The organism is Betaproteobacteria bacterium, assembly GCA_016713305.1.
Taxonomy (GTDB): domain Bacteria; phylum Pseudomonadota; class Gammaproteobacteria; order Burkholderiales.
Genome location: JADJPK010000011.1, coordinates 119,239 through 144,049, shown reverse-complemented (window position 1 = coordinate 144,049; position 24,811 = coordinate 119,239). Strand labels below are relative to the sequence as shown.

General features: G+C 66.7%; 21 protein-coding genes and 3 pseudogenes. 15 read left to right on the top strand and 9 right to left on the bottom strand.

Annotation, left to right across the window (positions count from 1 at the left end):
• Nucleotides 1-738: a FadR family transcriptional regulator gene (locus IPK20_15970; GenBank protein ID MBK8018073.1), complete on the top strand. Its 738-nt coding sequence runs from the start codon at nucleotides 1-3 to the stop codon at nucleotides 736-738.
• Nucleotides 739-772: 34 nt separating this feature from the next.
• Nucleotides 773-1,610: pseudogene (locus IPK20_15965) on the top strand (phytanoyl-CoA dioxygenase family protein).
• Between the two features lie 273 nt (nucleotides 1,611-1,883).
• On the opposite strand, the gene IPK20_15960 reads toward IPK20_15965, so the two are convergent.
• On the bottom strand, nucleotides 1,884-2,033 hold the full coding sequence (locus IPK20_15960; GenBank protein ID MBK8018072.1) for a hypothetical protein: 150 nt from the start codon (nucleotides 2,031-2,033) through the stop codon (nucleotides 1,884-1,886).
• Nucleotides 2,034-2,151: 118 nt separating this feature from the next.
• On the opposite strand from IPK20_15960, the gene IPK20_15955 reads away from it, so the two are divergent.
• Nucleotides 2,152-2,415, top strand: a complete 264-nt coding sequence (locus tag IPK20_15955; protein MBK8018071.1) for a type II toxin-antitoxin system RelE/ParE family toxin — start codon at nucleotides 2,152-2,154, stop codon at nucleotides 2,413-2,415.
• A 32-nt stretch (nucleotides 2,416-2,447) separates the two neighbouring features.
• On the opposite strand, the gene IPK20_15950 is transcribed toward IPK20_15955, so the two are convergent.
• The 3 genes and pseudogenes from IPK20_15950 to IPK20_15940 all read right to left on the bottom strand — a co-directional run bounded on the left by IPK20_15950 (nucleotide 2,448) and on the right by IPK20_15940 (nucleotide 6,400).
• Complete coding sequence (locus tag IPK20_15950; GenBank protein ID MBK8018070.1) at nucleotides 2,448-3,560, bottom strand: MFS transporter; 1,113 nt, start codon at nucleotides 3,558-3,560, stop codon at nucleotides 2,448-2,450.
• A 445-nt stretch (nucleotides 3,561-4,005) separates the two neighbouring features.
• Complete coding sequence (locus IPK20_15945; protein MBK8018069.1) at nucleotides 4,006-5,151, bottom strand: acyl-CoA dehydrogenase family protein; 1,146 nt, start codon at nucleotides 5,149-5,151, stop codon at nucleotides 4,006-4,008.
• 227 nt (nucleotides 5,152-5,378) lie between these two features.
• A pseudogene (locus tag IPK20_15940) lies at nucleotides 5,379-6,400 on the bottom strand (MBL fold metallo-hydrolase).
• Between the two features lie 138 nt (nucleotides 6,401-6,538).
• Between IPK20_15940 and IPK20_15935 the strand changes: the two are divergent.
• The 8 genes from IPK20_15935 (at nucleotide 6,539) to IPK20_15900 (ending at nucleotide 13,178) form a co-directional block, all read left to right on the top strand.
• Nucleotides 6,539-7,327, top strand: coding sequence for an alpha/beta hydrolase (locus IPK20_15935; protein ID MBK8018068.1), 789 nt, complete (start codon nucleotides 6,539-6,541; stop codon nucleotides 7,325-7,327).
• A gap of 72 nt (nucleotides 7,328-7,399) precedes the next feature.
• On the top strand, nucleotides 7,400-9,085 hold the full coding sequence (locus IPK20_15930; protein ID MBK8018067.1) for an NAD(P)/FAD-dependent oxidoreductase: 1,686 nt from the start codon (nucleotides 7,400-7,402) through the stop codon (nucleotides 9,083-9,085).
• Nucleotides 9,086-9,258: 173 nt separating this feature from the next.
• Nucleotides 9,259-10,137 carry an HDOD domain-containing protein gene (locus IPK20_15925; GenBank protein MBK8018066.1) on the top strand — a complete coding sequence of 293 codons (879 nt, stop codon included), beginning with the start codon at nucleotides 9,259-9,261 and terminating at the stop codon, nucleotides 10,135-10,137.
• 159 nt (nucleotides 10,138-10,296) lie between these two features.
• Nucleotides 10,297-11,202, top strand: coding sequence for an NAD-binding protein (locus IPK20_15920; GenBank protein MBK8018065.1), 906 nt, complete (start codon nucleotides 10,297-10,299; stop codon nucleotides 11,200-11,202).
• A gap of 33 nt (nucleotides 11,203-11,235) precedes the next feature.
• A complete protein-coding gene (locus tag IPK20_15915) occupies nucleotides 11,236-12,045 on the top strand; it encodes a transketolase (protein ID MBK8018064.1) in 810 nt (269 codons plus the stop codon).
• The gene (locus IPK20_15910; GenBank protein ID MBK8018063.1) at nucleotides 12,042-12,476 is read left to right on the top strand and encodes a hypothetical protein; all 435 of its coding nucleotides are present in this window, start codon (nucleotides 12,042-12,044) and stop codon (nucleotides 12,474-12,476) included. Before IPK20_15915 ends, IPK20_15910 begins: the two co-directional genes overlap by 4 nt.
• Nucleotides 12,413-12,769, top strand: a complete 357-nt coding sequence (locus IPK20_15905) for a hypothetical protein (protein MBK8018062.1) — start codon at nucleotides 12,413-12,415, stop codon at nucleotides 12,767-12,769. The genes IPK20_15910 and IPK20_15905 overlap by 64 nt, the downstream gene beginning before the upstream one ends.
• The gene (locus tag IPK20_15900; GenBank protein MBK8018061.1) at nucleotides 12,705-13,178 is read left to right on the top strand and encodes a hypothetical protein; all 474 of its coding nucleotides are present in this window, start codon (nucleotides 12,705-12,707) and stop codon (nucleotides 13,176-13,178) included. The genes IPK20_15905 and IPK20_15900 overlap by 65 nt, the downstream gene beginning before the upstream one ends.
• On the opposite strand, the pseudogene IPK20_15895 reads toward IPK20_15900, so the two are convergent.
• The 4 genes and pseudogenes from IPK20_15895 to IPK20_15880 all read right to left on the bottom strand — a co-directional run bounded on the left by IPK20_15895 (nucleotide 13,124) and on the right by IPK20_15880 (nucleotide 17,346).
• Nucleotides 13,124-14,174: pseudogene (locus tag IPK20_15895) on the bottom strand (zinc-binding dehydrogenase). The gene IPK20_15900 and the pseudogene IPK20_15895 overlap by 55 nt on opposite strands.
• Nucleotides 14,175-14,188: 14 nt before the next feature.
• Nucleotides 14,189-15,667 (bottom strand): aldehyde dehydrogenase, encoded by a 1,479-nt coding sequence (locus IPK20_15890; protein ID MBK8018060.1) that lies wholly within the window; start codon nucleotides 15,665-15,667, stop codon nucleotides 14,189-14,191.
• 28 nt (nucleotides 15,668-15,695) lie between these two features.
• Nucleotides 15,696-16,625: a 2-dehydropantoate 2-reductase gene (locus tag IPK20_15885; protein MBK8018059.1), complete on the bottom strand. Its 930-nt coding sequence runs from the start codon at nucleotides 16,623-16,625 to the stop codon at nucleotides 15,696-15,698.
• Between the two features lie 43 nt (nucleotides 16,626-16,668).
• Nucleotides 16,669-17,346: an RraA family protein gene (locus tag IPK20_15880; protein ID MBK8018058.1), complete on the bottom strand. Its 678-nt coding sequence runs from the start codon at nucleotides 17,344-17,346 to the stop codon at nucleotides 16,669-16,671.
• 301 nt (nucleotides 17,347-17,647) lie between these two features.
• Here IPK20_15880 and IPK20_15875 point away from each other — a divergent pair, with 301 nt between their 5' ends.
• From IPK20_15875 to IPK20_15860, 4 genes are all read left to right on the top strand, one after another.
• Nucleotides 17,648-18,364: a GntR family transcriptional regulator gene (locus tag IPK20_15875; protein MBK8018057.1), complete on the top strand. Its 717-nt coding sequence runs from the start codon at nucleotides 17,648-17,650 to the stop codon at nucleotides 18,362-18,364.
• A gap of 33 nt (nucleotides 18,365-18,397) precedes the next feature.
• Nucleotides 18,398-20,029 (top strand): AMP-binding protein, encoded by a 1,632-nt coding sequence (locus tag IPK20_15870; protein MBK8018056.1) that lies wholly within the window; start codon nucleotides 18,398-18,400, stop codon nucleotides 20,027-20,029.
• 27 nt (nucleotides 20,030-20,056) lie between these two features.
• A complete protein-coding gene (locus tag IPK20_15865) occupies nucleotides 20,057-21,790 on the top strand; it encodes a thiamine pyrophosphate-binding protein (GenBank protein MBK8018055.1) in 1,734 nt (577 codons plus the stop codon).
• 131 nt (nucleotides 21,791-21,921) lie between these two features.
• Nucleotides 21,922-23,010 carry a c-type cytochrome gene (locus IPK20_15860; protein MBK8018054.1) on the top strand — a complete coding sequence of 363 codons (1,089 nt, stop codon included), beginning with the start codon at nucleotides 21,922-21,924 and terminating at the stop codon, nucleotides 23,008-23,010.
• Between the two features lie 79 nt (nucleotides 23,011-23,089).
• On the opposite strand, the gene IPK20_15855 is transcribed toward IPK20_15860, so the two are convergent.
• The gene (locus IPK20_15855; protein ID MBK8018053.1) at nucleotides 23,090-24,403 is read right to left on the bottom strand and encodes a hypothetical protein; all 1,314 of its coding nucleotides are present in this window, start codon (nucleotides 24,401-24,403) and stop codon (nucleotides 23,090-23,092) included.
• Nucleotides 24,404-24,811: the final 408 nt, after the last annotated feature.

The window sequence follows — 24,811 nt, the reverse complement described above, 5'->3', positions numbered from 1 at the left end:
ATGAAACCACTGGATCCGGCCTCCCCTGAGCTGCCTTTCGTGGGCCGCAGGCAACGCCTGTCGGACCGCGTCGCGGACGAACTCCGTTCTGCCATCACGGAACGGCGCTTTGCGGCGGGCAGCCGGTTGCCCACGGAGGCGGCACTCTCCAAGAGTTTCGGCGTGAGCCGCGCCGTGGTGCGCGAGGCCGTTTCCCGGCTGGCGTCGGAAGGTCTGGTGGAATCGCATCAGGGTTCCGGGCTCTTCGTCCCGGAGGAGCGGCCGCACACCGCGCTGCGGCTCGACCCGCGCCTGCATGAATCCAGTTCGACGCTGGAGGAACTGTACGAATTGCGCCGCGCCGTGGAGACGGAGATCGCCGCGCTGGCGGCGCTGCGCCGCACGCAGGCGCAGATGAAAACCATCCTGAGTGCCCTCGCAGCCGTCGAATCGGCGGCGGCCACAGGGTCCGATGGCGTCGAGGAAGATCTGGCATTTCACCAGGCCATCGCCGACGCCTGCGGCAATCAGCTGCTCCGCTCGACCTGGGCGTTCCTGGGCCAGTATCTGCGCGGCGCCATCCGCATCACCCATACGAACGAATCGCGCTCGCCCGCCTTCGAGGCCGCCGTGCGTGACGAACACGCGGCCATCGCCGAAGCGATCCGCCTGCGGCAGCCCGGCGATGCGCGGACCGCCGTGCTTTCCCATCTGGAGGGCGCCGCCGCGCGGCTCGCGAGCGCGGCTCGCGCCCACTGATCGTTTCCTGAACCGACCGACCAAGGAGAACCCCATGCCCGGATCCATCCTCACCGCACGCCAACGCGCCGACTACGAACGCGACGGATACGTGATGGTGCGCAAGCTGTTCGACGCGGAGGAGATCGCCATCCTGCGCACCGCGATCGAGCAGGACCCCGCATTGCGCAGCCGCTTCTACGATCGCAACGATGCCTCCGGCAAGGCCACCCGCATGGCCACGTGGAATCATCCCGGCGACAGCGTCTACGGACTGGCCGCACGGTCACACCGCATCGTGGACACGATGGAAGAACTGCTCGGCGGTGAGGTCTACCACTACCACTCCAAGCTCACCGCCAAGGAGCCGCTCGAAGGCGGCGCGTGGGAATGGCATCAGGACTACGGCTACTGGTACCACAACGGCTGCGTGTTTCCCTACATGGCGAGCGTGATGGTGGCGCTGGACCGCAGCAACCGCGAGAACGGCTGCCTGCAGGTGGTGAAGGGTTCGCATCACTGCGGCCGCATCGAGCACGGCGTGCTGCCGGGTGAACAGGTGGGAGCGGACCCGAAGCCGCGTGGAACAGATCCTCAAGATCATGCCCATCGAGTACGCGGAGCTGGAACCGGGCGACGGCATCTTCTTCCACAGCAACGTGCTGCACCGGTCGGACCAGAACCGCTCGCAGAACCGCCGCTGGACGGTGATCCACTGCTACAACGCCGCGCGCAACAACCCCTATCTCGAACACCACCACCCCTTCTACACGCCGCTGGAGAAGGTGGACGACGAGGCGATCAAGCGCGCGGGCGTGACGTTCGCGGCGTCGGCCGAGGAATTCCGCCAGAAGTCCGCGAACCCGCCGGAGCTGACGCGGAAGATCGCGTAGCAACGAACGGATGCGGGCCGGGCGGCGGCGCTGGGTCGCTGCCGTCGCTCGGGTCGTCGAATGTTTCCTGGGGCCGGCCCTGGCGGCCGAACACCACAGTGGAGCAGGAGGGTCGGTGGACAGGACGCCCGCAAGTAGCCGGTGGCAACTGACGCATCCGCCCCACGGGCGATACCGTGGCAAAACCACGTCCTGGGGTGTGTCATGGGGTCATCAACGACGCTCAAGCTTCCGGAATCGCTCAAGGAACGCATCGGTCCGCTCGCTGAAGCGTCAGGCAAGACGCCTCACGCGTGGATGGTCGAAGCGCTGGAAATTCAAGTGGCGCGGGCCGAGACTTGGGAATCCTTTGTCGCTGAAGCCGAGGCCGCGGCGGCAGAAATCGATACCGGCGGACCCTTGTACGCCGCTGAGGATGTGCATGCCTACATCGTAGGTCGCGCCTCCGGGCGCAAAGTGGCACGTCCCCGTCCCGCAACGAAAAAGCCCGGGCGTTAGTGTCCCTGCCGACACCGGCCCCGATCTTCTACAGCCCCGCGCGCTGGCCGATCGGGAGCGGCTGCTCGACTTTCTGGCCCCTGAGAATCCGGCCGCCGCCGGGCGTGCGGCTGCGGTGATCGTGGACGCCGTCACGATCCTCGGTCGCCATCCTTTCATCGGTCGACCCGTGAGAGGCGAACTGCGTGAACTCGTCATCTCTCATGGTCGATCCGGTGACGTGGCGCTGTATCGTCTTGCCCTGATCCGAAACCGCATCGAGGTGCTGGCGCTGCGGCATCTTCGAGAGACGGGCTTCCGGACGTAAGCCGGCCACGCCCCTGCGTCGGTTCGATCCCGTCACGCGAGTCTTCTCGCCAGTCCCGACAACGCAACCGCACAGAACACAGCCCCCGCGTAGAACGTGAACGAGGCGCCATACAGATCCCACAGGAGCCCGGCCACGAGGCTCGCGAACAGCATCGCCACGCCGCTCACCAGATTGAAGACTCCGAAAGCCGTGCCCCGCAGATCCGGCGGGGCGGCATGCGCGACCATGGTGGCCAGCAGTCCTTGCGTCATCCCCATGTGCACGCCCCACAGCGCGACGCCCGCGAGAACGGTCGACCAGTGGTCATCCGCGGCCAGCACGAGGTCGGCGCAGATCAGAACAGCCAGGCCCAGCGCCAGGAGCGTCCTGTGGCTCATCCGGTCCGACAACTTGCCGAACGGGTAGGCCGACGCCGCGTAGACGACATTCATCGCGACCATCACGAGTGGCACCAGCGCGATGGCGATCCCACCCTGCTGCGCCCTCAGGACCAGAAAGGCTTCGCTGAACCGCGCCAGGGTGAAGACCGCACCGATGCCCACCACCCACCAGTAGTCGCCGCCCAGGCGCTTCAGATTCTCGCGGCGGATGGGATTGATCCGCCTTTCGCCCGCAGCGCTGTTCGGCTCGTGTACACCGAACATCAGTAGAGCCACGGCGAGGAGCCCCGGCACGACCGCGACCCAGAACACGGCTCGGAAGTCGTTGGCCCACAGCAGCATGAGACCTGCCGCGAGCAGCGGCCCGAGAAAGGCGCCCACGGTGTCCAGCGACTGGCGGAGACCGAACGCCGCACCTCGCATGGCGGGCGGTGCGATGTCGGCCACGAGCGCATCCCGAGGTGCGCCGCGTACGCCCTTGCCGACCCGATCCAGCAGGCGCGCGGTCAGCACGATGCCGGTGGAGGAAGCGACCGCGAAGAGAGGCTTGGTCAGCGCGCCCAGGGCATAGCCGAAAACGGCCAGCGCCTTGCGCCTTCCGAGGTAGTCGCTCAGCACCCCGGAAAAGACCTTGACGATCAGCGCCGTGGCCTCGGCCAGGCCCTCGATCACACCCACGGCGAGCGCACTGGCGCCCAGGGTGACGGTCATGAACAGAGGCAGCAGGCTGTGGATCATCTCCGAGGAGATGTCCATCAGCATGCTGACGAAGCCCAGTACCCAGATTCCGGCGGGAATCCTTGCCGGCGGTCTTGTCTCTGTAGTCAACTCGAGTCCCCGTCGGAAGTCGATGGGCGGGATTCAGAACCAGGCCCCCAGGGAACCCCATCCTCACCCTGTCCCGCTCCTTGAAGGAGAGGGAGCCTGCTGTGGAGCGCTCCGGCACAACGAGCGGACTTGCAGGATGGCACGCAAGCACGACGCCTCCTACCTGGGTCCGGGCCCCAGGAACCCCGTCCTCATCCTGTCCCGCTCCTTGAAGGAGAAGGAACCTGCTGTGGAGCGCTCCGGCGCAACGAGGGAGATGGCCCCCCCCCCCCCCCCCCCCCCCCCGGCCCCGGCCCCCCCCCCCCCCCCCCCCCCCTCCTAGGGCCTGCTGGAGCGCCCGGAAGGCGGCCTGCAAACGGAAGACCCCCCGTCCGGCTCCTTACATCCTCTTCGCCACTTCCTCCAGCATCACTTCCGTCGCACCGCCGCCGATGGTCTGGACGCGGGCGTCGCGCACCATGCGTTCGATGGGCGACTCGCGCATGTAGCCCATGCCGCCGTGGAACTGCTGGCAGGTGTACATCACCTCGTTCACCAGCTCGCCGCAGTAGGCCTTGACCATCGACACTTCCTTGACGCAGTCCTTGCCCTGGGAATCCAGCCAGGCACAGTGGTAGACGAGGTGACGTCCGGCTTCCACCTTGGAAGCGAGCATCGCGAGCCGCTGGCGGATGGCCTGCTTGTCCCACAGCGCATGACCGAACGCGCGGCGTTCCCGCACGTAGCTCGTGGTGATCTCGATGGCCTTCTGCGCTTCGCCGAGTGCCTGGGCGCCGAGCACGACGCGCTCGTTCTGGAAGTTGCGCATGATCGAGTAGAAGCCCAGGTTCTCCTCGCCGAGGATGTGCGAGGCCGGCACGCGGCAGTCCTCGAACACCAGTTCGGCGGTATCGGAGGAAAGCCAGCCCATCTTGTCCAGGGCGCGGCCCACGGTGAACCCCGGGGTGCCCTTCTCCACGGCAAAGATGGTGATGCCGCGCGAGCCCTTCGCTTCGGGGTCCGTCTTCGCCGCGACGAACACGAGATTGGCGTGCACGCCGTTGGTGATGAAGATCTTGGAACCGTTCAGCACATAGTCGTCACCGTCGCGCACCGCCCGCGTGCGAATGGCCTTCACGTCGGAACCCGCGTCCGGTTCCGTGACCGCGACCGCCGTGATCGTGTCGCCGCTGACCACGCCCGGCAGCCAGCGCTCGAGCTGGTCTGCCCGGCCGGCGTTGACGAGGTGCGGCGACGCCATGTCGGTGTGGACCAGCACGGTGATGGCGAAGCCGCCGAACGTGGAGCGCCCGAGTTCCTCGGCGAGCACGATGCTGTAGACGGTGTCGAGTTCGGAGCCGCCGTACTTCGCCGGATAGCGGATCCCCAGAAAACCCAGCTCGCCCATGCGGCGAAGCACGTTGCGCGGTACGAAGCCGGCTTCTTCCCAGGCGTTCGCGTTCGGTGCGATCTCTTCGGCGACGAACCGGCGAATGCTGTCGCGAAACATGCGGTGCTCGTCGGTGAAGTAAACGGGATCGTTCATGGAGAGCTCTTCGATGAGGTGCGGGATGCGCCACGGCACGGCGTGACACTGCGAGAAACTGGCCAGGCGATTGTAAGTCAGCCGCCACCCCCGGCGATGCCGGCGCGGAGCGTCACCGCGTGCGCATGTCCGCCGCAGGCACGTGAATGCGGGCGATCCCGACACAGGAGGGCGACATCGCCGCGGAGGCCATCACTGCCTTCCTCCCGTGCAACGACACTGGGGCCTCAATCAGCGCTGCCCTGATGCCCCGGGCCGGTCCGCACGACCTCGGGCAGAGGGAGCTTCCATGTCTCTCCGTGCTTCGGCACTCGAAAGCGCTCGTGAGGAATGCCCGCTTCGCGCAGCGCGTGCGCCAGCTTTCTCGGCGGCTCGTCCATGGGTTCGTCCGTGAGAACGAAGGTACCCCAGTGCATCGCGACGGAGTGCCCGGCTTCGAGGTCGCGGTGGATCTTCACGGCTTCGTCCGGATTCACATGCATCACGCTCATGAACCACCGCGGCTCGTAGGCGCCGATCGGGAGCAGCGCGTAGTCCACCGACCGAGACGGCGGCGGATGTCGCGGAAGTCCTCCGAGTACCCCGTGTCGCCGGCGAAGAAGAAACTGCCCTGGCTGCTGTCGATGCGCCACCTCCCCACAGCGTCTCGTTCCTGTCCCACAGCGACCGCGCGCTCCAGTGCTGCACTGGCGCGAGCGTGAACTTGACTCCGCCCGCGTCGGCACTGCCCCCACCAGTCGAGTTCCGTCACGTTGTGCACGCCTCTGCCCGCAAACCAGGCACGCAAGCCCAGAGGCACGAAGAACATCGGGGACCCGCCCGGCTGCCGTGACAGGCGCTTGACCGTCTCCTCGTCCAGATGGTCGTAGTGGTTGTGCGACACGACCACGGCATCGATGTGCGGCAGGGAGTGGAAGTCCAGCGCCGGCGGCATCACGCGCTTCGGTCCGGCAAACGACAGCGGCGAGGCGCGCTCGGTCAGGTGGGGATCGGTGAGTATGTTGAGACCGCCGGCCTGGACGAGGAACGTGGCATGTCCGATCCAGGTCAGAGCGGGAACGGTGCGATTGGCCTTGAGCCAAGCGGAGTCCGGATGAACCGCCGGGAAGTGCCAGCCGCCCTCGGGAATCTTCGGCAGTCCTTTCTGCCAGCGTTCCCTCTGCCACTTCCAGAACGAACCGCGAATCCAGCCGCTGGGGTAGTTGTTGCGAAAGCCGTGCTCGGTGTGATGCGGTTTGTCGGTATCCATGGAGACGGGGGTGGCACAGGCCGTGAGTGCAGTCATGAGCCCGGCACAGACGAGCGTCACGCGGCCGTCCGGGAAAGGAAGTTTCAGGGGCATCGCCGGGTGTTTCGAGTTGGTATTCTTCGGCCACGAGGGTAACGCATGTCGAAACCGCTGCTGCAGTTCTCCCACGCCAACGGATTTCCCGCACCCTGCTATCGCGCCTTTCTGGCGCATCTGGCCGGGCGGTTCGACATCCGTCACGTGGATCGGTTCGGACACGACCCCCGTCACCCGGTCACCGAAGGATGGCATGCGCTGACCGACGAACTGATCGGCGCGCTGGAAAGCCACGGCAGGCCCGCCGTGTTGCTGGGACATTCTCTGGGTGGTTATCTCTCGTTCCGTGTTGCATTGAAGCGGCCCGATCTGGTGCAAGGCGTGGTGATGCTGGATGCCCCGCTGCTGTCCCGGTTCAAGGGCGGTGCGCTCGCCGTCACCAAGCGACTGGGCCTGGTGGATCGCTTCACGCCGGCCCCGGGCACGCAGCGCCGGCGGCGCGAATGGGTATCGCCCGAAGCAGCGACGGAACACTTTCGCGGCAAGCCGGTCTTCCGGCGCTTCGATCCCGAGGCACTGGACGACTACGTGCGGCACGGTACCGTGACCCAGGGCGGAACGACACGGCTCACCTTCGACCCCGCGGTGGAATACCGCATCTACCGCACGCTGCCGCACGGCCTTGCACGCGAGGGAAGATCGCTTTCCATGCCCGCCGGCCTCATCGTGGGCGAAGAGTCGGAGATCAGCCGCCGGGTAGGGCTCGGGCTGTCCCGCCGCTGGATGCGCGTGGCCCACGCGCCCGGCGGTCACCTGTTTCCCTTCCAGTTTCCCGAGCAGGCGGCCCACGCCGTGCTGAGAATGTTCGCGCAGCTCTCGTTGCCGTCCTGAACCCGTGGCGCGACCGCTGCCTGCTGTGCCGACCTGCCGTGACATCGACCGCGAATCGACGGAGGCTTCCGGATGACCGCACCCCACACGCCCGTGACGGGCGAGGACGACCGCCCGATCACCGTCTTCGGCCCGGACTTTCCGTTCGCGTACGAGGACTGGCTCGCCCATCCCGCCGGGCTGGGCCGCATTCCCCCGATGCATCACGGAACCGAAGTGGCAGTCGTCGGCGCAGGGATGGCCGGCATGGTGACCGCCTTCGAACTGATGAAGTTGGGCCTGAAGCCGGTCGTGTACGAATCGCGCCGCCTGGGCGGCAGATTGCATTCCGAACCGTTCAAGGGGGCCGAAGGCATCGTGGCGGAACTGGGCGGAATGCGCTTTCCGGCCTCGGGCCGCGCATTCCTCCACTACCTGAACCTGTTCGGACTCGAGACCCGCCCCTTTCCCAATCCGCTCTCGCCGCAGACACCCAGTACGGTCATCGATCTCGAAGGTGTGCCGATGTATGTGGAGAACCCTGCCGAGCTGCCGCCGCTGCTGCGCGAAGTGGGCGCGGCGTGGCAGGAAGCCCTGGAACAGGACGCTCATTTCTCGCGCATGCAGTCCGCCATCCGCCGCCGCGACGTTGCCGCCATCAAGTCGATCTGGAACGCGTTGGTGCCGGTGTGGGACGACCGCTCGTTCTACGGCTTCATTGCGAACTCGGCAGCGTTCCGCCGCCACTCCTTCCGGCACGTCGAGGTCTTCGGCCAGGTGGGCTTCGGGACCGGCGGCTGGGACACCGACTTTCCCAACTCCATGCTCGAGATCCTGCGGGTCGTCTATGCCAATCTCGACGAGGACCAGTTCTTCGTGACGGGCGGCGTGGAACAGGTCCCGCGCAGCCTGTGGAAACACGCGCCGCCAGCCTCGGCGTACTGGCCAGAAGGGACCCGGCTCATCGACCTGCACAACGGCGCGCCACGACCGGGCGTGGCACGCCTGGAGCGCAGCCCCGACGGGCGCATCGCCGTCACCGACGTCTGGGGCGACCGCCGGTGGTTCCAGGCGGCCGTCGTCACCTGCCAGAGCTGGCTGCTCACCACCCACATCGACTGCGACGAGCGGCTGTTCTCGCACAAGCTCTGGATGGCGCTGGACCGCACCCGCTACATGCAGTCGGCCAAGACCTTCGTGATGGTCGACCGGCCGTTCTGGAAGGACAAGGACCCCCTCACCGGCCGCGACCTGATGAGCATGACTCTCACGGACCGCATCACTCGCGGCACGTATCTCTTTGATCTTGGAGACGACAAGCCGGGCGTGATCTGTCTTTCGTATTCCTGGATGAGCGACGCCCTCAAGATGCTGCCCCTGCCGGTCGATAAGCGGGTACGGCTCGCTCTGCAGGCATTGCAGCGGATATATCCCGGCGTGGATATCGCCCGCCACATCATCGGTGACCCGATCACCGTGTCCTGGGAAGACGATCCCAATTTTCTCGGCGCCTTCAAGGGCGCCCTGCCGGGACACTACCGATACGACCGTCGCATGTTCTGTCACTTCATCCAGGATGCCCTGCCCCCGGACGAGAAGGGGATATTCCTCGCCGGCGATGACATCGGCTGGATTCCCGGCTGGGTCGAGGGCGCCGTCCAGACCGCGCTCAATGCCGTGTGGGGCGTCGTCCATCACCTGGGTGGCACGACCGATCCCGCCAATCCCGGACCCGGCGACCGGTTCCGCGATCTCGCGCCGCTGGCGCTGCCGGACTGAGCGGCGGCAGGCGAGTTGAGTTCCGACATGTCCGCCTCCGCAGTCCACGACATCGAGCGATCCGGCGCCTGTACCGGTGCCTCCTTCGCTCGCGGCACGCACCGACTCTTCACCTCCGCGGGCCGGCAAGCCCGCCGCACCGCCCGAAAGTCTCTCAAGGAAGCCTTAGCACCATGAACGACATGAAGAATCCGCCGCCGCGTGAACTGTCCACCGAAGAGATCGAAAAAGTCTTCAAGACCGTGGAGATTCCGGCCTGTCCGGCCATCGTGGTCGAGGCGATGAAGGAAGCGCAGAAGGACGTGCCCGACATCGTCCGTCTGGCCAAGACGATCTCGGCGGACGTGGGCATGTCCGCCATCACGATCAAGCTCGCGAACTCGTCGCTGTTCCGCGCCGGCGCCGCGGTGACCAATGTGCGCAAGGCTCTGGAACGTCTGGGCACGATGAACGTCGTCTGTGTGGTCGTGGCCTCGGCGCTGCGCTCCAGCATGAAAGGGCCTTCGTCGTCCTACATCGACCGCTTCTGGAGCAAGAATTCCGCATTGGCCCTGGCCGCCGGCATGATTGCACGACGTCACTACGGCATTTCGCCAGACGCCGCGTACACGTATGCACTGTTCCACGATGCGGGCATTCCGCTCATGTTGCGGCGGTTTCCGGAATACGAGCGAGTGCTGGAAGGCTGCCAGGCCTCCGGCAAGCTGCTGATCGGCGCGGAAGACTCTTACTTCCCCTGCACCCATCCGGTGATCGGTTCCCTGCTCGTGCGCAACTGGGGGCTGCCGGCCAATCTCATCCAGGCCATCCGTCTTCATCACGAAGCCGACGTCTACGATCTTCCCGACACGACACTGCCCGGTGGTTCGCTCTCGCTCATCGCATGCGTGCACGTCGCCGAGCACATGATCAGCGAACTGCTCGGCGAGAAGGACTACGAGGTGGGCGACCACCTGTACGAGCGCGGCATCGCGCACCTGGGCATCGCACAGGAAGACATGGAGCAGCTGCGCGAGGACATCGTCGCGGCCATGAACGAGTCCAAGCACTGACCTGACGCTGGGGGCCGTCACCGCGGCCTCCGCTTCACGATGTTCGGGACCGGTGCGCCACCTGCCGTGCCGCACCGGCGGGCCATTTCCCTCCCCTGGCGTTACGCATCCGCCCGTCTGCAATAATCCGCTCACTACAACGCAGTCGGAGGAGCGGTCATGGCAAAGCAGAAGGTCGGGGTCATCGGGCTCGGTTCGATGGGCATGGGCGTCGCGAAGACGCTCGTTTCAAAGGGGTTCGAAGTGCACGCGTGCGACGTGCGCCCCGAGGTGGTCGCCGGATTCGTGAAGGATGGCGGGATCGCAGCGGCGACCCCCGGCGATCTGGGCGCGGCCGTGCCCATTGCCATCGTGCTGGTGGTCAACGCCGATCAGACCGAGCAGGTGCTGTTCGGGCCGGAGGGTGCGGTCGAGCGCATGGCCCCCGGCTCCGTCGTGATCGCTTCCAGCACGGTCGCCCCCGAATACGCCATCGGCCTGGGCAAGCGCCTGGTGGACAAGGGGCTCCTCATGATCGACGCTCCCGTATCAGGCGGTGCCGCGCGCGCTGCCAAGGGCGAGATGACGATCATGGGGTCCGGCGTGCCGGAAGCGTTCGACAAGGCGAAGGCCGTGCTCGAAGCCATCGCCGTGAAGGTCTACCGGCTCGGCGACGTGGCGGGCCCCGGCTCCAAGGTCAAGATGATCAACCAGCTCCTGGCCGGCGTGCACATCGCCGCCGCCTGCGAGGCGATGGCGCTCGGCATGAAAGCCGGCGTGGATCCGAAGGTCCTGTACGAGGTGATCTCCAACAGCGCCGGCAGTTCGTGGATGTTCCAGAACCGCGTGCCGCACATCCTCGACGGCGACTACACGCCGCTGTCGGCCGTGAACATCTTCGTGAAGGATCTCGGCATCGTCCTCGACTCCGCGCGCAAGATGACCTTCCCGCTGCCCATCACCGCCTCCGCCCATCAGCTCTATCTCGCCGCGGCGGCTCACGGCCACGGATACGAGGACGACTCGGCGGTCGTGAAGGTGTTCGCCACGCTGGCCGGTCTCGAACTGCCCGCGAAGAAAGACTGACCCGCGCCACGGAGGCCACGATGACCGAAACCCGTGAGGCGCTGCTCGCGCCTCGAAACACGCCCGCCAGGTGCGGCGGACGTCTGGCGCGCCCTGCGCGCGGGCGGCAGCGGACACGCCGGCGGTTCCTGCTCCGCCGCCGACATCCTGTCCGCACTGTACTTTCACCGCATGAAACTGCGCGTCTCCGAGCCCGACTGGGCCGACCGCGACCGCTTCGTGCTCTCGAAGGGTCACGCCAATGCCGCGCTGGGTGCGGTGCTCGCGCGGGCCGGATTCATCGAGGACGCCGTGCTCGACCGCTTCTACGGCTTCGAGTCTCCCTTCGGCATGCACCCGGACATCAAGGTCGACGGCATCGAGATGTGCACCGGCGCACTCGGACACGGGCTCGCGATCGGCATGGGCATGGCGATGGGCGCGCGCATGCAGGGCCGGAGCTTCCACACCTTCGTGATGGTGGGTGACGGCGAACTGCACGAAGGATCGAACTGGGAAGCCGCGATGGCGGCCTCGCATCACCGCCTGTCGAATCTCACCGTGATCGTCGACTACAACAAGATCGCGCAGAGCGGCCCGATCGCGGAACTGGTGGACGTGCATCCGCTCGCGGACAAGTGGCGTGCCTTCGGCTGGGAAGTGCGCGAGATCGACGGACACGACATGGGCGCGGTGGTCGATGCGCTCGACTCGGTTCCCTTCAGCGGCGACCGTCCTTCGGCGCTCGTCGCCCACACCGTCAAGGGCAAGGGCGTGAGCTTCGCCGAGAACACCTACCTTTGGCACAGCAACAACGTCACCGACGACGTCTACGAGCGTGCTCTCGCGGAGTTAGGACAATGAACGCGCCCGCACAGAACTCCGACTGGCGCGCCAAGGCCGCCAACCAGACGCGCCTCGCTTTCGGCCAGGCGATCCTCGAAGTGGCGGCGCGTGAATCGCGCACCGTGGTCGTGTCCGCCGACACGCAGGATCTGCTGGGGGTGCGTCCCTTCATCCAGCGCCATCCGGACCGCTTCGTGGAGCTGGGCATCGCGGAGCAGAACGCCATCGGTACGGCGGCAGGACTCGCGACCACGGGCATGCGCCCGTACGTGTGCGGATACGCACCGTTCCTGACGGCGCGCAGCATGGAGCAGTTGCGCAACGACGTCGCCCACGCGCGTCAGCGTGTCGCGACGCGGCGGCGGCGAGCGGTGTCTCGCTGGGGGTGGCAGGGGGCACGCACCACGCGCTGGAAGACCTCGCGATGCTGCGAAGCTTCCCCAACATGACGGTGATCGTGCCGGCCGACGTGGACGAAGCCTACAACGCGACGCTCGCCACGCTCGACATCGACGGCCCGGTGTACCTGCGCCTGGGCGGACGCGTGGAAGAGCCGCCGGTGAGTCCTCCGGGGTCGCCCTTCGTCGTGGGCAAGGCGAGCACTCTGCGCGAAGGCAACGACATCGCGATCATCGCCTGCGGCGCGCTCGTGGAGATGTCTCCGCGCCGCCGACGCGCTGGCGCGCCAGGGCATCCACGCGCGGGTCGTCAACATGCACACGATCAAGCCGCTGGACCGTGAAGCCATCCTTAAGGCTGCCGAAGAAACGCGCGGCATCGTGACGGCGGAAGAGCATCACCTGTGCGGCGGACTGGGGGGCGCGGTGGCCGAGCTGCTGGCCCTGGAACGGCCGACGCGCATGCGCATGGTCGGCGTGCCGGACGTCTTCGCCACCATCGGCCCCACGGGCAAGGTGCGCGCGAAGTACGGCATGAGCGCCGAAGGCGTGGCGGATGTCTGTCGTTCCCTGGTAGTGTGCCGTAAGGCAGGGTCCGGGAGCCCGGCAGGCCACCGATTCTGGGCGGGTTACCTGATGCCGGTTGCAGACAACGGGCGCCGCACACCGCCGGCGCCCGTTCTCTTTTCGGCTGTAGATCAGGACGGCAGGAACACGCCCTTGCCGGAGGTCTGCTGGTCGAACAGCCGGTAGGCTTCTTCGGCCTGCTCGATCTTCCAGCGGTGCGTGAAGAGCTTGTCGACGTCCACGCCGCGGTCGGCGACGTAGCGCGCGCACTCGGCCTGCCCGATGGTGGAGAAGGTCCAGGAACCGATGATCGTGACCTGACGCCGCAGCATGTCGTTGGACACGTCCAGCGTGACGGTGTCACCCTCGCCCACGAAGCACGCCTTGCCCCACGACCGCACGCTCTTCACCGCCTGCGCACGGGCCTGTGGCGACGAGGAGGCGTCGAGCGTCGCGTGCGCGCCGCGGCCGTGCGTGAGGTCGCGGATCGCCTTGACCACGTCGTCGCACTTGAGCGGGTTGATGAGTTCGTCGGCGCCGAACTCCTTGGCGCGCGCCAGACGATCATCCGAGGTGTCGAGCGCGATCACGCGGGCGCCCATGTGATGCGCCAGCTGCGTGGCCGACAGGCCGACCGGGCCCTGCCCGAAGACGGCGATCGTGTGATCGCCCTGCAGGCCGAGGCGCTGCAAGGCGCCCCACGCGGTTCCGGTTCCGCACGCGATGGCCGCGCCGGTTTCGAACGACAGCGATCGGGCAGTTCCACCAGCGTGCGAGCCGGCGCCTTCATGTAGCGCGCGTGACCGCCGTTGCCGGTGATGCCGTAGACCCGGCCACTCCCTCCACGCACATCTGCATCCAGCCCGTCGCGCAATGCGGGCACACCCCGCAGCCGCGATAGTGGTGCTGCATCGCGCGCATGCCGACCCACGCCTGGTTGCCGGGAACGTTGGGGCCGACCGCCACGACCACGCCGCAGGGCTCGTGTCCGGCCACCACGGGGCCGCCAGCGGTCTTGAACCCCAGCGACGCGGGGCCGTCCTTCGCGCGGTAGAACTTGAGATCGCTGCCGCACATGCCGGAGGCCTTGATCTCCAGCACCACTTCGCCGGGACCCGGAGTCGGATCCGGAAAATCCATCAGGGCGACCTTGCGGTCGCCCGGGAACGTCACGCCTTTCATCGTTGTCCTCTCCCTTATCGCATCACGAACGGGTTGCCGGTCGCGGCGCCCGTGTTGATCCACACGCTCTTGACCTGAAGGTACTCGCGGATGGCGTCCATGCCGTTCTCCTTGCCCGAGCCGGAGTCCTTGAAGCCGCCGAACGGCGACATGTAGCTCACTGCACGGTAGGTGTTCACCCACACGGTGCCGGACTGGATGCGCTCCGACATGCGGAAGGCGCGGCCGATGTCGCCGGTCCACACGCCCGCGCCGAGACCGAAGCGCACGTCGTTGGCGATGGCCGTGGCTTCTTCCTCGTCCTTGAAGCGGATGATGGAGAGCACCGGTCCGAAGACTTCCTCCTGCGCAATGCGCATCTTGTTGTCCACGTCGGCGAACACGGTGGGTTCCACGAACCAGCCGTCGCCGCACTCGGGACGCTTGGCGGCACCACCGCCCATCAGCAGCTTGGCGCCTTCCTGCTTCGCGATGTCGATGTAGCCCAGCACTTTCTTGTACTGCGGCTGCGTGGCGATGGGACCGATCTGCGTGTCGGGGCTCATGGGGTCGCCCATGCGCGCCACCTTGGAGATCTCCAACAGCCGGGAGACGAACTCGTCGTGGATGCTGTCCTGGAGCAGCAGGCGGGAGCCGGCGATGCAGGTCTGGCCGGTGGCGGCGAAGATGCCGGACACGGCGCCGTTCACCGCCTGGTCGAGGTCGGCGTCGGCGAACACGATGTTGGGCGACTTGCCGCCCAGTTCGAGCGTGACGCGCTTGAAGGTCTTCGCCGCGGATTCGTTGATGGCGCGGCCCGTCGCTTCGGAGCCGGTGAACGACACCTTGCGCACGAGCGGATGGCTCACCAGCGGCGCACCGACGTCCTGGCCGAAACCGGTGATCACGTTCACCACCCCAGGCGGGAAGCCCGCTTCCTCGACGAGCTTGACGAACTCCAGGGCGGACGCCGAGGTGAATTCGGACGGCTTGACGACCACGGTGCAGCCGGCGGCCAACGCAGGTGCGAGCTTGTAGGCGAGCAGCAGCAGCGGCGAGTTCCAGGCCGTGATGAGCGCCGCCACGCCCACGGGCTCATGCCGCGTGAAGTTGAAGTAGCCCTTCTTGTCCAGCGGAATGACCGCGCCCTGGATCTTGTCGGCAAGGCCGCCGAAGTAGTAGTACCACTGCGGAATGTAGTTGAGCTGGCCCAGCATCTCGGCAATGAGCTTGCCGTTGTCGCGCACCTCGGTCTCGGCGAGCTTGCGGGCGTCGCGCGCCACGAGGTCGCCCAGCTTGTGGATCAGCGCGCCGCGCTGGCTCGCGGTGAGCTGGGACCACGGTCCCGTGGTGAAGGCGCGGTGCGCGGCCTGCACCGCGCGGTCCACGTCCTCGGAGTCGCCCTTGGCAACCTGCGCCCAGGGTTTGCCGGTGTAGGGGTTGAAGCTGTCGAACCACTGGCCTTTCGCTGCGTCGACGAACTTGCCGTCGATGTAGAGCGGGTACTTCTCCATGCGTTTCTCCTCCGTTTCGTTGTGCGGGCTACGGGCGCACGCCCATCCTGCGTTCCTTGGCGCGCACGAGTGCGCTGATCACCGTGTTGAAAGGCGCTTCGATGCCGGCCGCTGCCGCGGCGGGGGGAATCGCTCCGTTGATCGCTTCGATCTCGGACATGCGGCCGGCCATGTGGTCGAGCAGCATCGAAGGCCTCGCGTTGGGGATCTTCGAGCCGAAGTCGCGCACGTACTGCACGGGATCGTCGATGTCGAGCTTGATGTTGCGCTTGCGGGCCACGTTGCAGGCCTCCACCGCGCAGCCGGAGGCGACGATCCAGGCATCGGGATCGTTCATGACCTCTCCGATCGTGCGGTCCGTCACCGCGCAGGTGCCGGAGAAGCACACGTTGCAGATAAGCTTTTCCCAGACGAGCTGGTCGATGTCGTCGAAGCACTTCACCTTGAAGCCGCCCGACTGCCAGACCTCCGCCACCTTCTGGAGACGCGGCGTGATCGGGCCCTGACGCTCGCCCAGCCGCACGAGTTCCCAGCCGTTGTGGTGCGCGTGACCGGGGCCGCGCATGGAGGCGCCGAAGCCTCCCACCACACCCACCATCAGACGCTCGCCCCCCAGCACCTTTGCCGCCGTGTCGGGGCCGCCCAGCCCGTTCTGGATGGACAGCACCATGGTGTCCGGCTTGAGCAGCACCTTCGACGCCTCGGCGGCCTTGGCCACGTGCATCGCCTTGGTGGCGATGATCACGAGATCGCACGGTCCGGCCTCGGCGGTGTCGGTCGTCGCATTCACGCGAACCGTCCGGTCACCCGACGCACCTTCCAGCCGCAGCCCGTTCGCCCGCATGGCATCCACGTGCTCACGCCACGAATCGATCGCCCAGACTTCGTGCCCGGCCGCGCCCAGCAAGGCCGCGTAAACGCTGCCCATGGCGCCGCACCCCACCACTGCCACCTTCATGTCGCGTCCTCCTCCGTGTCGTGAATGTTGTGGTGAATCCTGTTCAGCGCACGAATTCGCAGCCGCGCGCCTCGAGCGCCGCATCGATCCAGGCGCGGTCGAGCGTGCCCGAGGCGATCTTCTGCAACGTGACGGATTCCTTTTCCTTGAGAGCCCGGGCGGCGGCGAGGGCGGCCTGCGCGTCCGCGACGGGGACGATCACGACGCCATCCGCGTCGCCGACCACGATGTCTCCCGGATGCACCACCGTACCGCCGACCGTGACCGGCGTGTTGATTTCACCGGGACCTTCCTTGGAGGGACCGCGAGGTGTCACGCCGCGGGCGTAGACGGGCAGGTCCCGCCCGGCAATCTCCTCGGAGTCCCGGATGGCCCCGTCGATCACGAACCCCGCCACGCCACGCGTCTTGGCGTAACTGGTGACGAGGTCGCCGATGATTGCGCAGTCCAGCGTGCCGCCAGCATCGACGACGATCACGTCGCCGGGGCGTGCGAGGTCGATGGCCTTGTGGACCAGCAGATTGTCTCCGGGAGTGGTGCGTACTGTCAGGGCCGGTCCGCAGAGGCGGCCGCCCCGATGCATGGCGCGGATGGCGCCCTGGATGGCGCGGGCGCGGGACTGGCTGTCGGTGAGGTGCGAAGACGCCTGCTCGCTCAATGCTGCGACGAGACCGGCGGCCGGCGGCGGCGCCGACGGCAGGATACGGAAGGCAATGGCCATGGGGTTTCTCGGTAAGAAACGACCCGGATCGCACGAGAAACGGGATCCAGGGTCAGGACCGCTGGTGCGGCGGGGACCCGAATGTTACAGCGTCGTGCCCGTCCGGTAGCAGCCGAGCGGCAGGAAAATGCCGCTCGGCGTCCCGTGGCCGAGTTCCCACTCCATCGTGGTCCGGGCAATCCGCGCACCCCACCGTAGGACGATGCCCGGCGACGCGGCGAGACGCAACCGATAGTTGCATTCTGAATTCAGAATGCTATATTCACGCCCGTTCCGGCAAACGGTCCTCGTGCAAACCCCCATGCGCGCACTCACCCCCCAGCCCACGCTGGTCGATCAGGTCTACGACGCGATCCTCTCCGAGATTACCGAGGGGAAATACGGTCCCGACAGCCGGCTCATCCAGGAGCAGATGGCCGAATCTCTCGGCGTCTCGCGCCAGCCGGTGCAGCAGGCGCTCTTGCTGTTGCGCAGCCACGGGCTGCTGGTTGATGCGCCGGGACGCGGACTGATGGTCGCCCCGCTCGAAGCGGACAGGGTGCGCAACCTGTATGAGGTGAGGGCCGTGCTCGACGGTCTCGCCAGCGCGAAAGCGGCCGAACGCAACCGCGAGACCGCCGCGGAGGAAGGGGCGGCCTACATCACCCGCGGCCGCGCTGCCGTCAAGAGCGGTTCCATCGCGCGCATGATCGCCGCGGACATGGACTTCCACTTCTTCCTCTACGGGCTGTCCGGCAATCCGCTGGTGGCCGAGATGAGCGGCGCGCACTGGAGTTATCTGCGCCGCGTGATGGGCGAAGTCCTGCTGCGCGGAGAAACGCCCAAGGACATCTGGGACCAGCACGAGGCCATTCTCGAATGCGTGTCGCGCGGCGACGCGGCGCTCGCCGAAAGAATCGCCCGCGATCACATCTCGGAGGCCTCCGACGTTCTGGCCTCGCGCCTCGCCGAACTCGCAACACGGGCGCCTGACCCGGTTCCTGCCCCGCGGCGCCGGCGCGCCGTCGCGGCACGCTGACACTCCACCCCACTCACACTGACACCCGACATCATGGACGCCCTGCCCCTCGGAACCCTCTACGATTCCCTCAGACGCACCGTCTCCCGCTGGGGCGATCGGCCCGCGTACGCCGTGCCGCCGATGGCGGGCCGTGCCTATCACCCCGACGGCAAGGAGTACTCGTGGAACGAGGTCGCCCAGGGCGTGGAGAAGATGCGCACGATCTACGCCCGTGCAGGATTCGGCATGGGCCACCGCGTCGCCATCCTCTTCGACCAGCGGCCGGAATTCTTCTTCCACTACTACGCGCTCAACTCGCTCGGCTGCAGCGTGGTGCCCATCAATCCGGACTACCGGAAGGAAGAGATCCAGTACGTCGTCGAGCACTCCGAGTCCAGCCTGGCCATCTCCGTCGACAAGCGGATAGGCGACTTTCACGCCATCGCGACCGCGCTGAACAATGGCTTGGCCGTCGTGTCGTTCGAGAACTTTCCCGACACACTGCCCGCTCCGCGCACCCCGGCCGCGCCCGGCATGCCCGACGGAACCACGGAAGCCGCCCTGCTCTACACGTCCGGTACCACGGGGCGCCCCAAGGGTTGCATTCTCACCAACGAGTACTTCCACAATTTCGGCCTGTGCTACGTGAAGCTGGGCGGACGGCTGACGATGCAGGAGGGCGTGGAGCGGATGTACAACCCGCTGCCGCTGCACCACGCCAACTGTCTGTCGATCTCGGTGCCCGCCATGCTGCTGCTGGGAGGATGCGTGGTGTTTCCTGACCGGTTCCACGCCAGCACGTGGTGGAAGGATCTGGTCGCATGCCGCATCACGTGCGTGCACTTCCAGGGGATCATTCCCAACGTCCTGCTCAAGCTGGCCGAGGTGCCGGAGGAGAAATCGCACACCGTGCGCTTCGCGCTGTGCGCCGGCGTCGACCCGAGTCAGCACGAGGTGTTCGAGAAGCGCTATGGCATGGCGCTGGTCGAGATGTGGGCGATGTCCGAGACCGGGCGCCTCATCAGTGACTGCCACGAGCCGCGCAAGATCCACACGCGTTCGTTCGGCCGTCCGTCGGAAGGCACGGAAGCCGCCATCTGGGACGACCAGTGCCGCGAAGTGCCGGCGGGTACGCCGGGCGAGCTGGTGGTGCGCCACAGCGCCGCGACACCGCGCAAGGGCTTCTTCTCCGGCTACCTCAAGAACGCGGAAGCCACGGATGAAGCCTGGACAGGCGGCTGGTTCCACACCGGCGACGTCGCGATGCGCGATGCGGACGGCACGTTCTACTTCATGGACCGCAAGAAGAACATCATCCGCCGTTCGGGCGAGAACATCGCCGCGGCGGAAGTGGAGGCGTGCCTCACGTTCCACGACAGCGTGAAGCAGGTCGCGGTGCTCGCCGTGCCGGACGACCTGCGCGAGGAAGAGGTGATGGCCTGCATCGTGGCCAAACCGCCGGCGCAGGCCGGCGAGGCGCTGGCGCGGGAACTGTTCGAGTGGAGCTACGAGCGCATCGCCTACTTCAAGGTGCCGGGCTGGTTCCTGTTCGTCGACAGCCTGCCCACGGGAACGTCGCAGAAGGTGCAGAAGATCCACATCTTCCCCTCCGGCACCGACCCACGGAAGCTTCCCGGTGCCATCGACCTGCGCCCGCTGAAGAAGAAGCGCGCCGACTCCTGACCGCCGCCCCCTACGGAACCGACTGCCATGACACCTCCCCCACTGACTCCCGATTGCGCGTCGTCCGTCATCGCGCGATTCCTCAAGGCCCGCGGCGTGGATCGCGTGTTCGCCCTGTGCGGCGGCCACATCATGCCCATCTGGATGCGCCTGGACGCCGAAGGCATCCGCATCGTCGACGTGCGCGACGAACGCGCGGCCGTCTACATGGCCCACGCCCATGCCGAACTCACCGGCGGCCTGGGCGTCGCGCTCGTCACCGCCGGTCCGGGCGTCACCAACGCCATGACCGGCATCGCGAACGCTCACGTGGCGCGAGCGCCGGTGCTGGTGCTGTCCGGCTTGCCTCCCGGTCCGCAGGAAAACCGGGGCGCGCTGCAGGACATCGTACACACGGACCTCGTGCGGTCCATCACGCGCTATGCGCGGACTGTCCGCGAACCCGCGCTGGTCCTGCAGGAACTGGACGAAGCGGTCTCGCGGGCTTTCGGGCAGGGCGGCGACCCCGGGCCTGTCTATCTGGATTTCCCGGCAGACACGCTGCGGGGCGAGGTTCCGAAGCCCGTGCAGATGGAAGAGCACTACCGGCCGAAGCCGCGGCCCGCGATGCTGCCCGACCCGGCAGCGGTTCGCGACGCCGTGGACATCCTGTGGTCCGCGAAACGTCCTCTGGTCATCAGCGGACGCGGAGCGCGCGGTGCGAGTGCCGAACTGGTCGGGCTGCTTGATCGTCTTGGTGCGGTCTACCTCGACACGGGCGAAAGCAAGGGCCTGGTGCCCGACAGCCATCCGTCCGTCGTCGCGGCCATGCGCGGCGCCGTGATGACGGAGGCCGATGTGGTGCTGACCGTCGGCAGGCGGCTCGACTTCCAGCTGGCGTACGGATCGCCCGCCGTGTTCGGTCCCGCGAAGTTCGTGCGCATCGGCGATGCCCCCGGCGATCTGCGTGACAACCGTCGTGGCGCCGTCGAACTTTTCGCTCAGTGCGCCGCCTCGTTGAAGGCGATCGTGGAGGCAGCGGGAACGCGGCCTTCCTCCGTCGACCGCGAGTGGGCTGCGGGACTGCGCAAGAAGCACGAGGAACGCGCCGCGAAGCTTCGCACCAGCATGAGCGGCGCGGCCAATGGCAGCGATGGACGCCTGCATCCGAACCGCGTGCTGGCTGCGCTGCAACAGCAGCTCGATCCGGACGCGATCGTGATCGCCGATGGTGGCGACTTCCTGAGTTTCGCCCGGGTGGGACTCAACTCGTCGACCTACCTCGACCCCGGTTCCCTCGGATGCATCGGCATCGGCACGCCGTTCGGCGTGGCGGCGAGCCTGGCCTGCCCCGGCCGGCAGGTCGTGGTCGCCACCGGCGATGGCGCCTTCGGCTTCAACGCCATGGAGATCGACACCGCCGTGCGGCACCGCGCGCCGCTGCTGATCGTCGTGGCCAACAACGGCGCCTGGCAGATCGAGGTGCACGACCAGACCGAAACCCACGGCAAGGTCGTTGGCACCCGCCTGCAGTTCTCCGATCACGCAGCGATGGCCCGCGCATTCGGCATGCATGCAGAACGGGTCGAGCGGGTCGAGGATCTCGACGGTGCCATCGAACGTGCGCTCGCGAACCGGCCGGCCCTGCTCGACGTCATCGTCACTCCCGAGGCTCGATCCTCCGACAGCAAGACCGGACTCGCCTGGGTGCCCGACCTGCAGCCGCTGGCCGCGTGGGACGATCTGGAGCGCCAGTGGCGCGCCGGAAGCGTCCACCGTTGATGCGCGGCCGCCCGAACGACCCTCGCAAGTGCTGCGCGCCCGTACCGCAGACCCCGGTCCGGGCGCACAATAGCCACGCTCCGACCCGAATTCCGGATGCCCACTCCCTGCCCCTGAACACGGAGAACACGATGAACAGAACAACACTCTTCACCGCCCTGGCCGGCGCTTCTCTGGCCACGGCCGCCCTCCTCTCCACCGTCTCCGGCGTGTCGTCCGAGGACGGCGAGGCAAGCCTGCTGTCCCGCGCCCAGGCGATCTTCAAGCCGCTGCCCGCGGCGGCCGAAGCGCCGGACCGGCCGCTCACGCCCGAACGCGTTTCACTGGGACGCGTCCTGTTCTTCGAACCCCGCGTCTCCTCGGACGGCAAGCAAAGCTGCGCCGAATGCCACCAGCCGATGTTCTACGGCACGGACGCACTGGCCGAATCCGTGGGCAACAAGGGACGTCAACTGCCCCGCAATGTGCCGACGGTGTTCAACACGGCGCTGCAGTTCCTGCAGCACTACGGCGGCAACCGGGTGGACGTCGAGGAACAGGCCCTGAAGGCCTTGGTGAGTCCTCTCGCCTACGGCAACGCCGATTTCGCTGCGGCCGAAGCCAGGTTGCGGGCGATTCCCGGCTACCGGCCGCTGTTCGAGAAGGCCTTCCCCGGCGACGCCGAGCCGATCACGGCCAAGAACTGGAGCCTCGCGATCGGCGCCTACGAGCGCACGCTGATCACACCGGCGCCTTTCGACAAATACCTCCAGGGCGACGCTGCCGCCCTCGGTACGCAAGCCAAGCAGGGGCTCGAGAAATTCATGAGCTACGGCTGTGCCGGCTGCCACAGCGGCGTGACGGTGGGCGGGCAGATGTTCCAGAAGTTCGGTTTGACTGCGGACTACTGGACGGCCACCGGCAGCACGGAGAAGGAACTCCTCAAGGGCCGCGACAAGGGCCGCTTCCACGACACGAAGAACGACGCCGACGCCTTCATGTTCAAGGTGCAGCAACTGCGCAACGTGGCCGTGACACCGCCGTACTTCCACGATGGTTCCGTGGCCACGCTTCCGGACGCGGTGCGAGTGATGGCGAAGCTGCAGCTCGGGCGCGATCTGACGGACGCCGACGTCTCCGACATCGTCGCGTTCCTCGAAACGCTTACCGGTGACATCCCGGAGCAGTTCTCGTCGGTGCCGGCGTTGCCGGTGGGGCCGCACAGGGTCGCCACGAAATAAGCCGTCGCCACGAAGCCGGCTGCTGCTCGAGCCGGCTTCGTGACATCCATCCTGCCGAGCCGGGTCCGCCCGGCCATCCTTACCGGGCGAAGTTGTACCCGATCGCGATCGCGAGCCACCAGGTACCCTCGTATTTCCACTGGCTGCCGGCGGAGCCGCCGATGCGGTCCTTGCCGAGGACGATGCCCGCCTGGAACTTGTCGTCCGGTTTCATAATGACCGCGAAACCCCAGGTGAAGGCCGATCTGGTGGTGGTGTCGTTGATGTTGGGAACCGTCGTGTTGACGTCGTTGCCGGTGGAGACCACGCTGAGGCCCGCGTGGGCGCCCAGGATGAGAGGGACTCTCGACACCTCCCACTGCCATCCCAGATAGCCTCCGAGCGACGATTCCCCCGTGATGCTCTTGTCCTTGAAGCGCATCTTGAACGGGACGAAGAGCGGACCGTAAGCCCACCCGGCACGACGCCAGTAGCGCTGGTCGAAATCGGACTTGACCACCCGGTACATCTCTCCCAGTCTCACCTCGCCGCCGGTCTTGTCGTTGCTCTCGAGACAGGTCGGAATCGGCTTGTCCTTTTCCAGGCCAAGCCAGCCGCGATCAGGTCTGGGCGTGAGAAAGAGATACTGCCCGTCGTCCATTTCCACGCGCAGGCCCGTGCCGGCGCACGCGGTCCTTTCAAGGTTTGTCCGGATCTCCAGCAGCGGACGGTAGTTCGCGATGGTTTCCAGCCGGGCGGTGCGCAAACTGCCCTGCTCCACGACTGGCGGTGGCGCGTCTCCCGCCTTTGCCGAGATCACGACCGCCTTGCTTTCCAGCGCAGTCACATCCACGGTGTACTCGACCTTGTCCTTGGGAACGTCGTCGTCCGCGATGCCATGGCCCTTGGGCAGAGATCCATCGAGCCTCACCGTGTAGGTCATCACATCCGCATCGCGCTCGAGAATCTCGAGGCGCGCACGAGGCGGTACCTTGAGGGACGTGGCGGCAGGGGCCCCGCCCGCCTTCAGGCCATCGAGCGTTCCCCCCAGTTCCACCAGGTCGCCCTTCTGCAGATGGGGCGAGGCAGTCTTGTCGGACGCACCGTCCACAGCGGCGGCGTCGCCGGTGTAGACCTGCTCGGAGACGATAGGATTCAGGCCACCGACGGTTGCGGTCCCTACTCGCTTGGCCTTCAACGTGTACGTCGTCCCCGGCGCCTGCTGAACAAAAAGAATGGACCCCGTTGGGGCCTGCAATGTCGCTGCCGCAGCGTCCTTCAACGACACGTCCTTCGTCAGGACGATCCTGTCACCAGCCTTCCACTTCGACGCTGCGACCGCAGTGAAGGGATTCCCGACACCGAACACGAAGGCCGCCAGCGCGGCCGCCACATGGAACAATGCGCCTCTCATGTCCCCCTCCTTTCCGTTGATGGGTGACGACGGCGTGTCTGCTCCTGGGTTCCGACAACTGCATGCCGCTGTACCACCGCGACTCTCATCACTCTAGAGGGGGATCAGTAGCTCGACGCAGAATGCCGCCCCCTTGATGCTTCACGCGGCCCGTGGCTTCGTGGCTCGCACGACCGGCAACCTGGACGCGCCAGGTCCGGAGCATCGAGTCGATAGGTCAGCGTAATGCAGGGCTTCCTACAGATCGCTTACGGAATTGATCGGTGGATGCGAAGACGCAAAAGAAATCAACTGCCGCACCCATGGGGAACGAAAAGACATTCAGTATGTTTCAGGGCCTGATGCTGTTCAGAAGAACGCCCGTGGAGAAGCACCTTTCACCCTCAGTCATCACGACGAGGGAAGTCG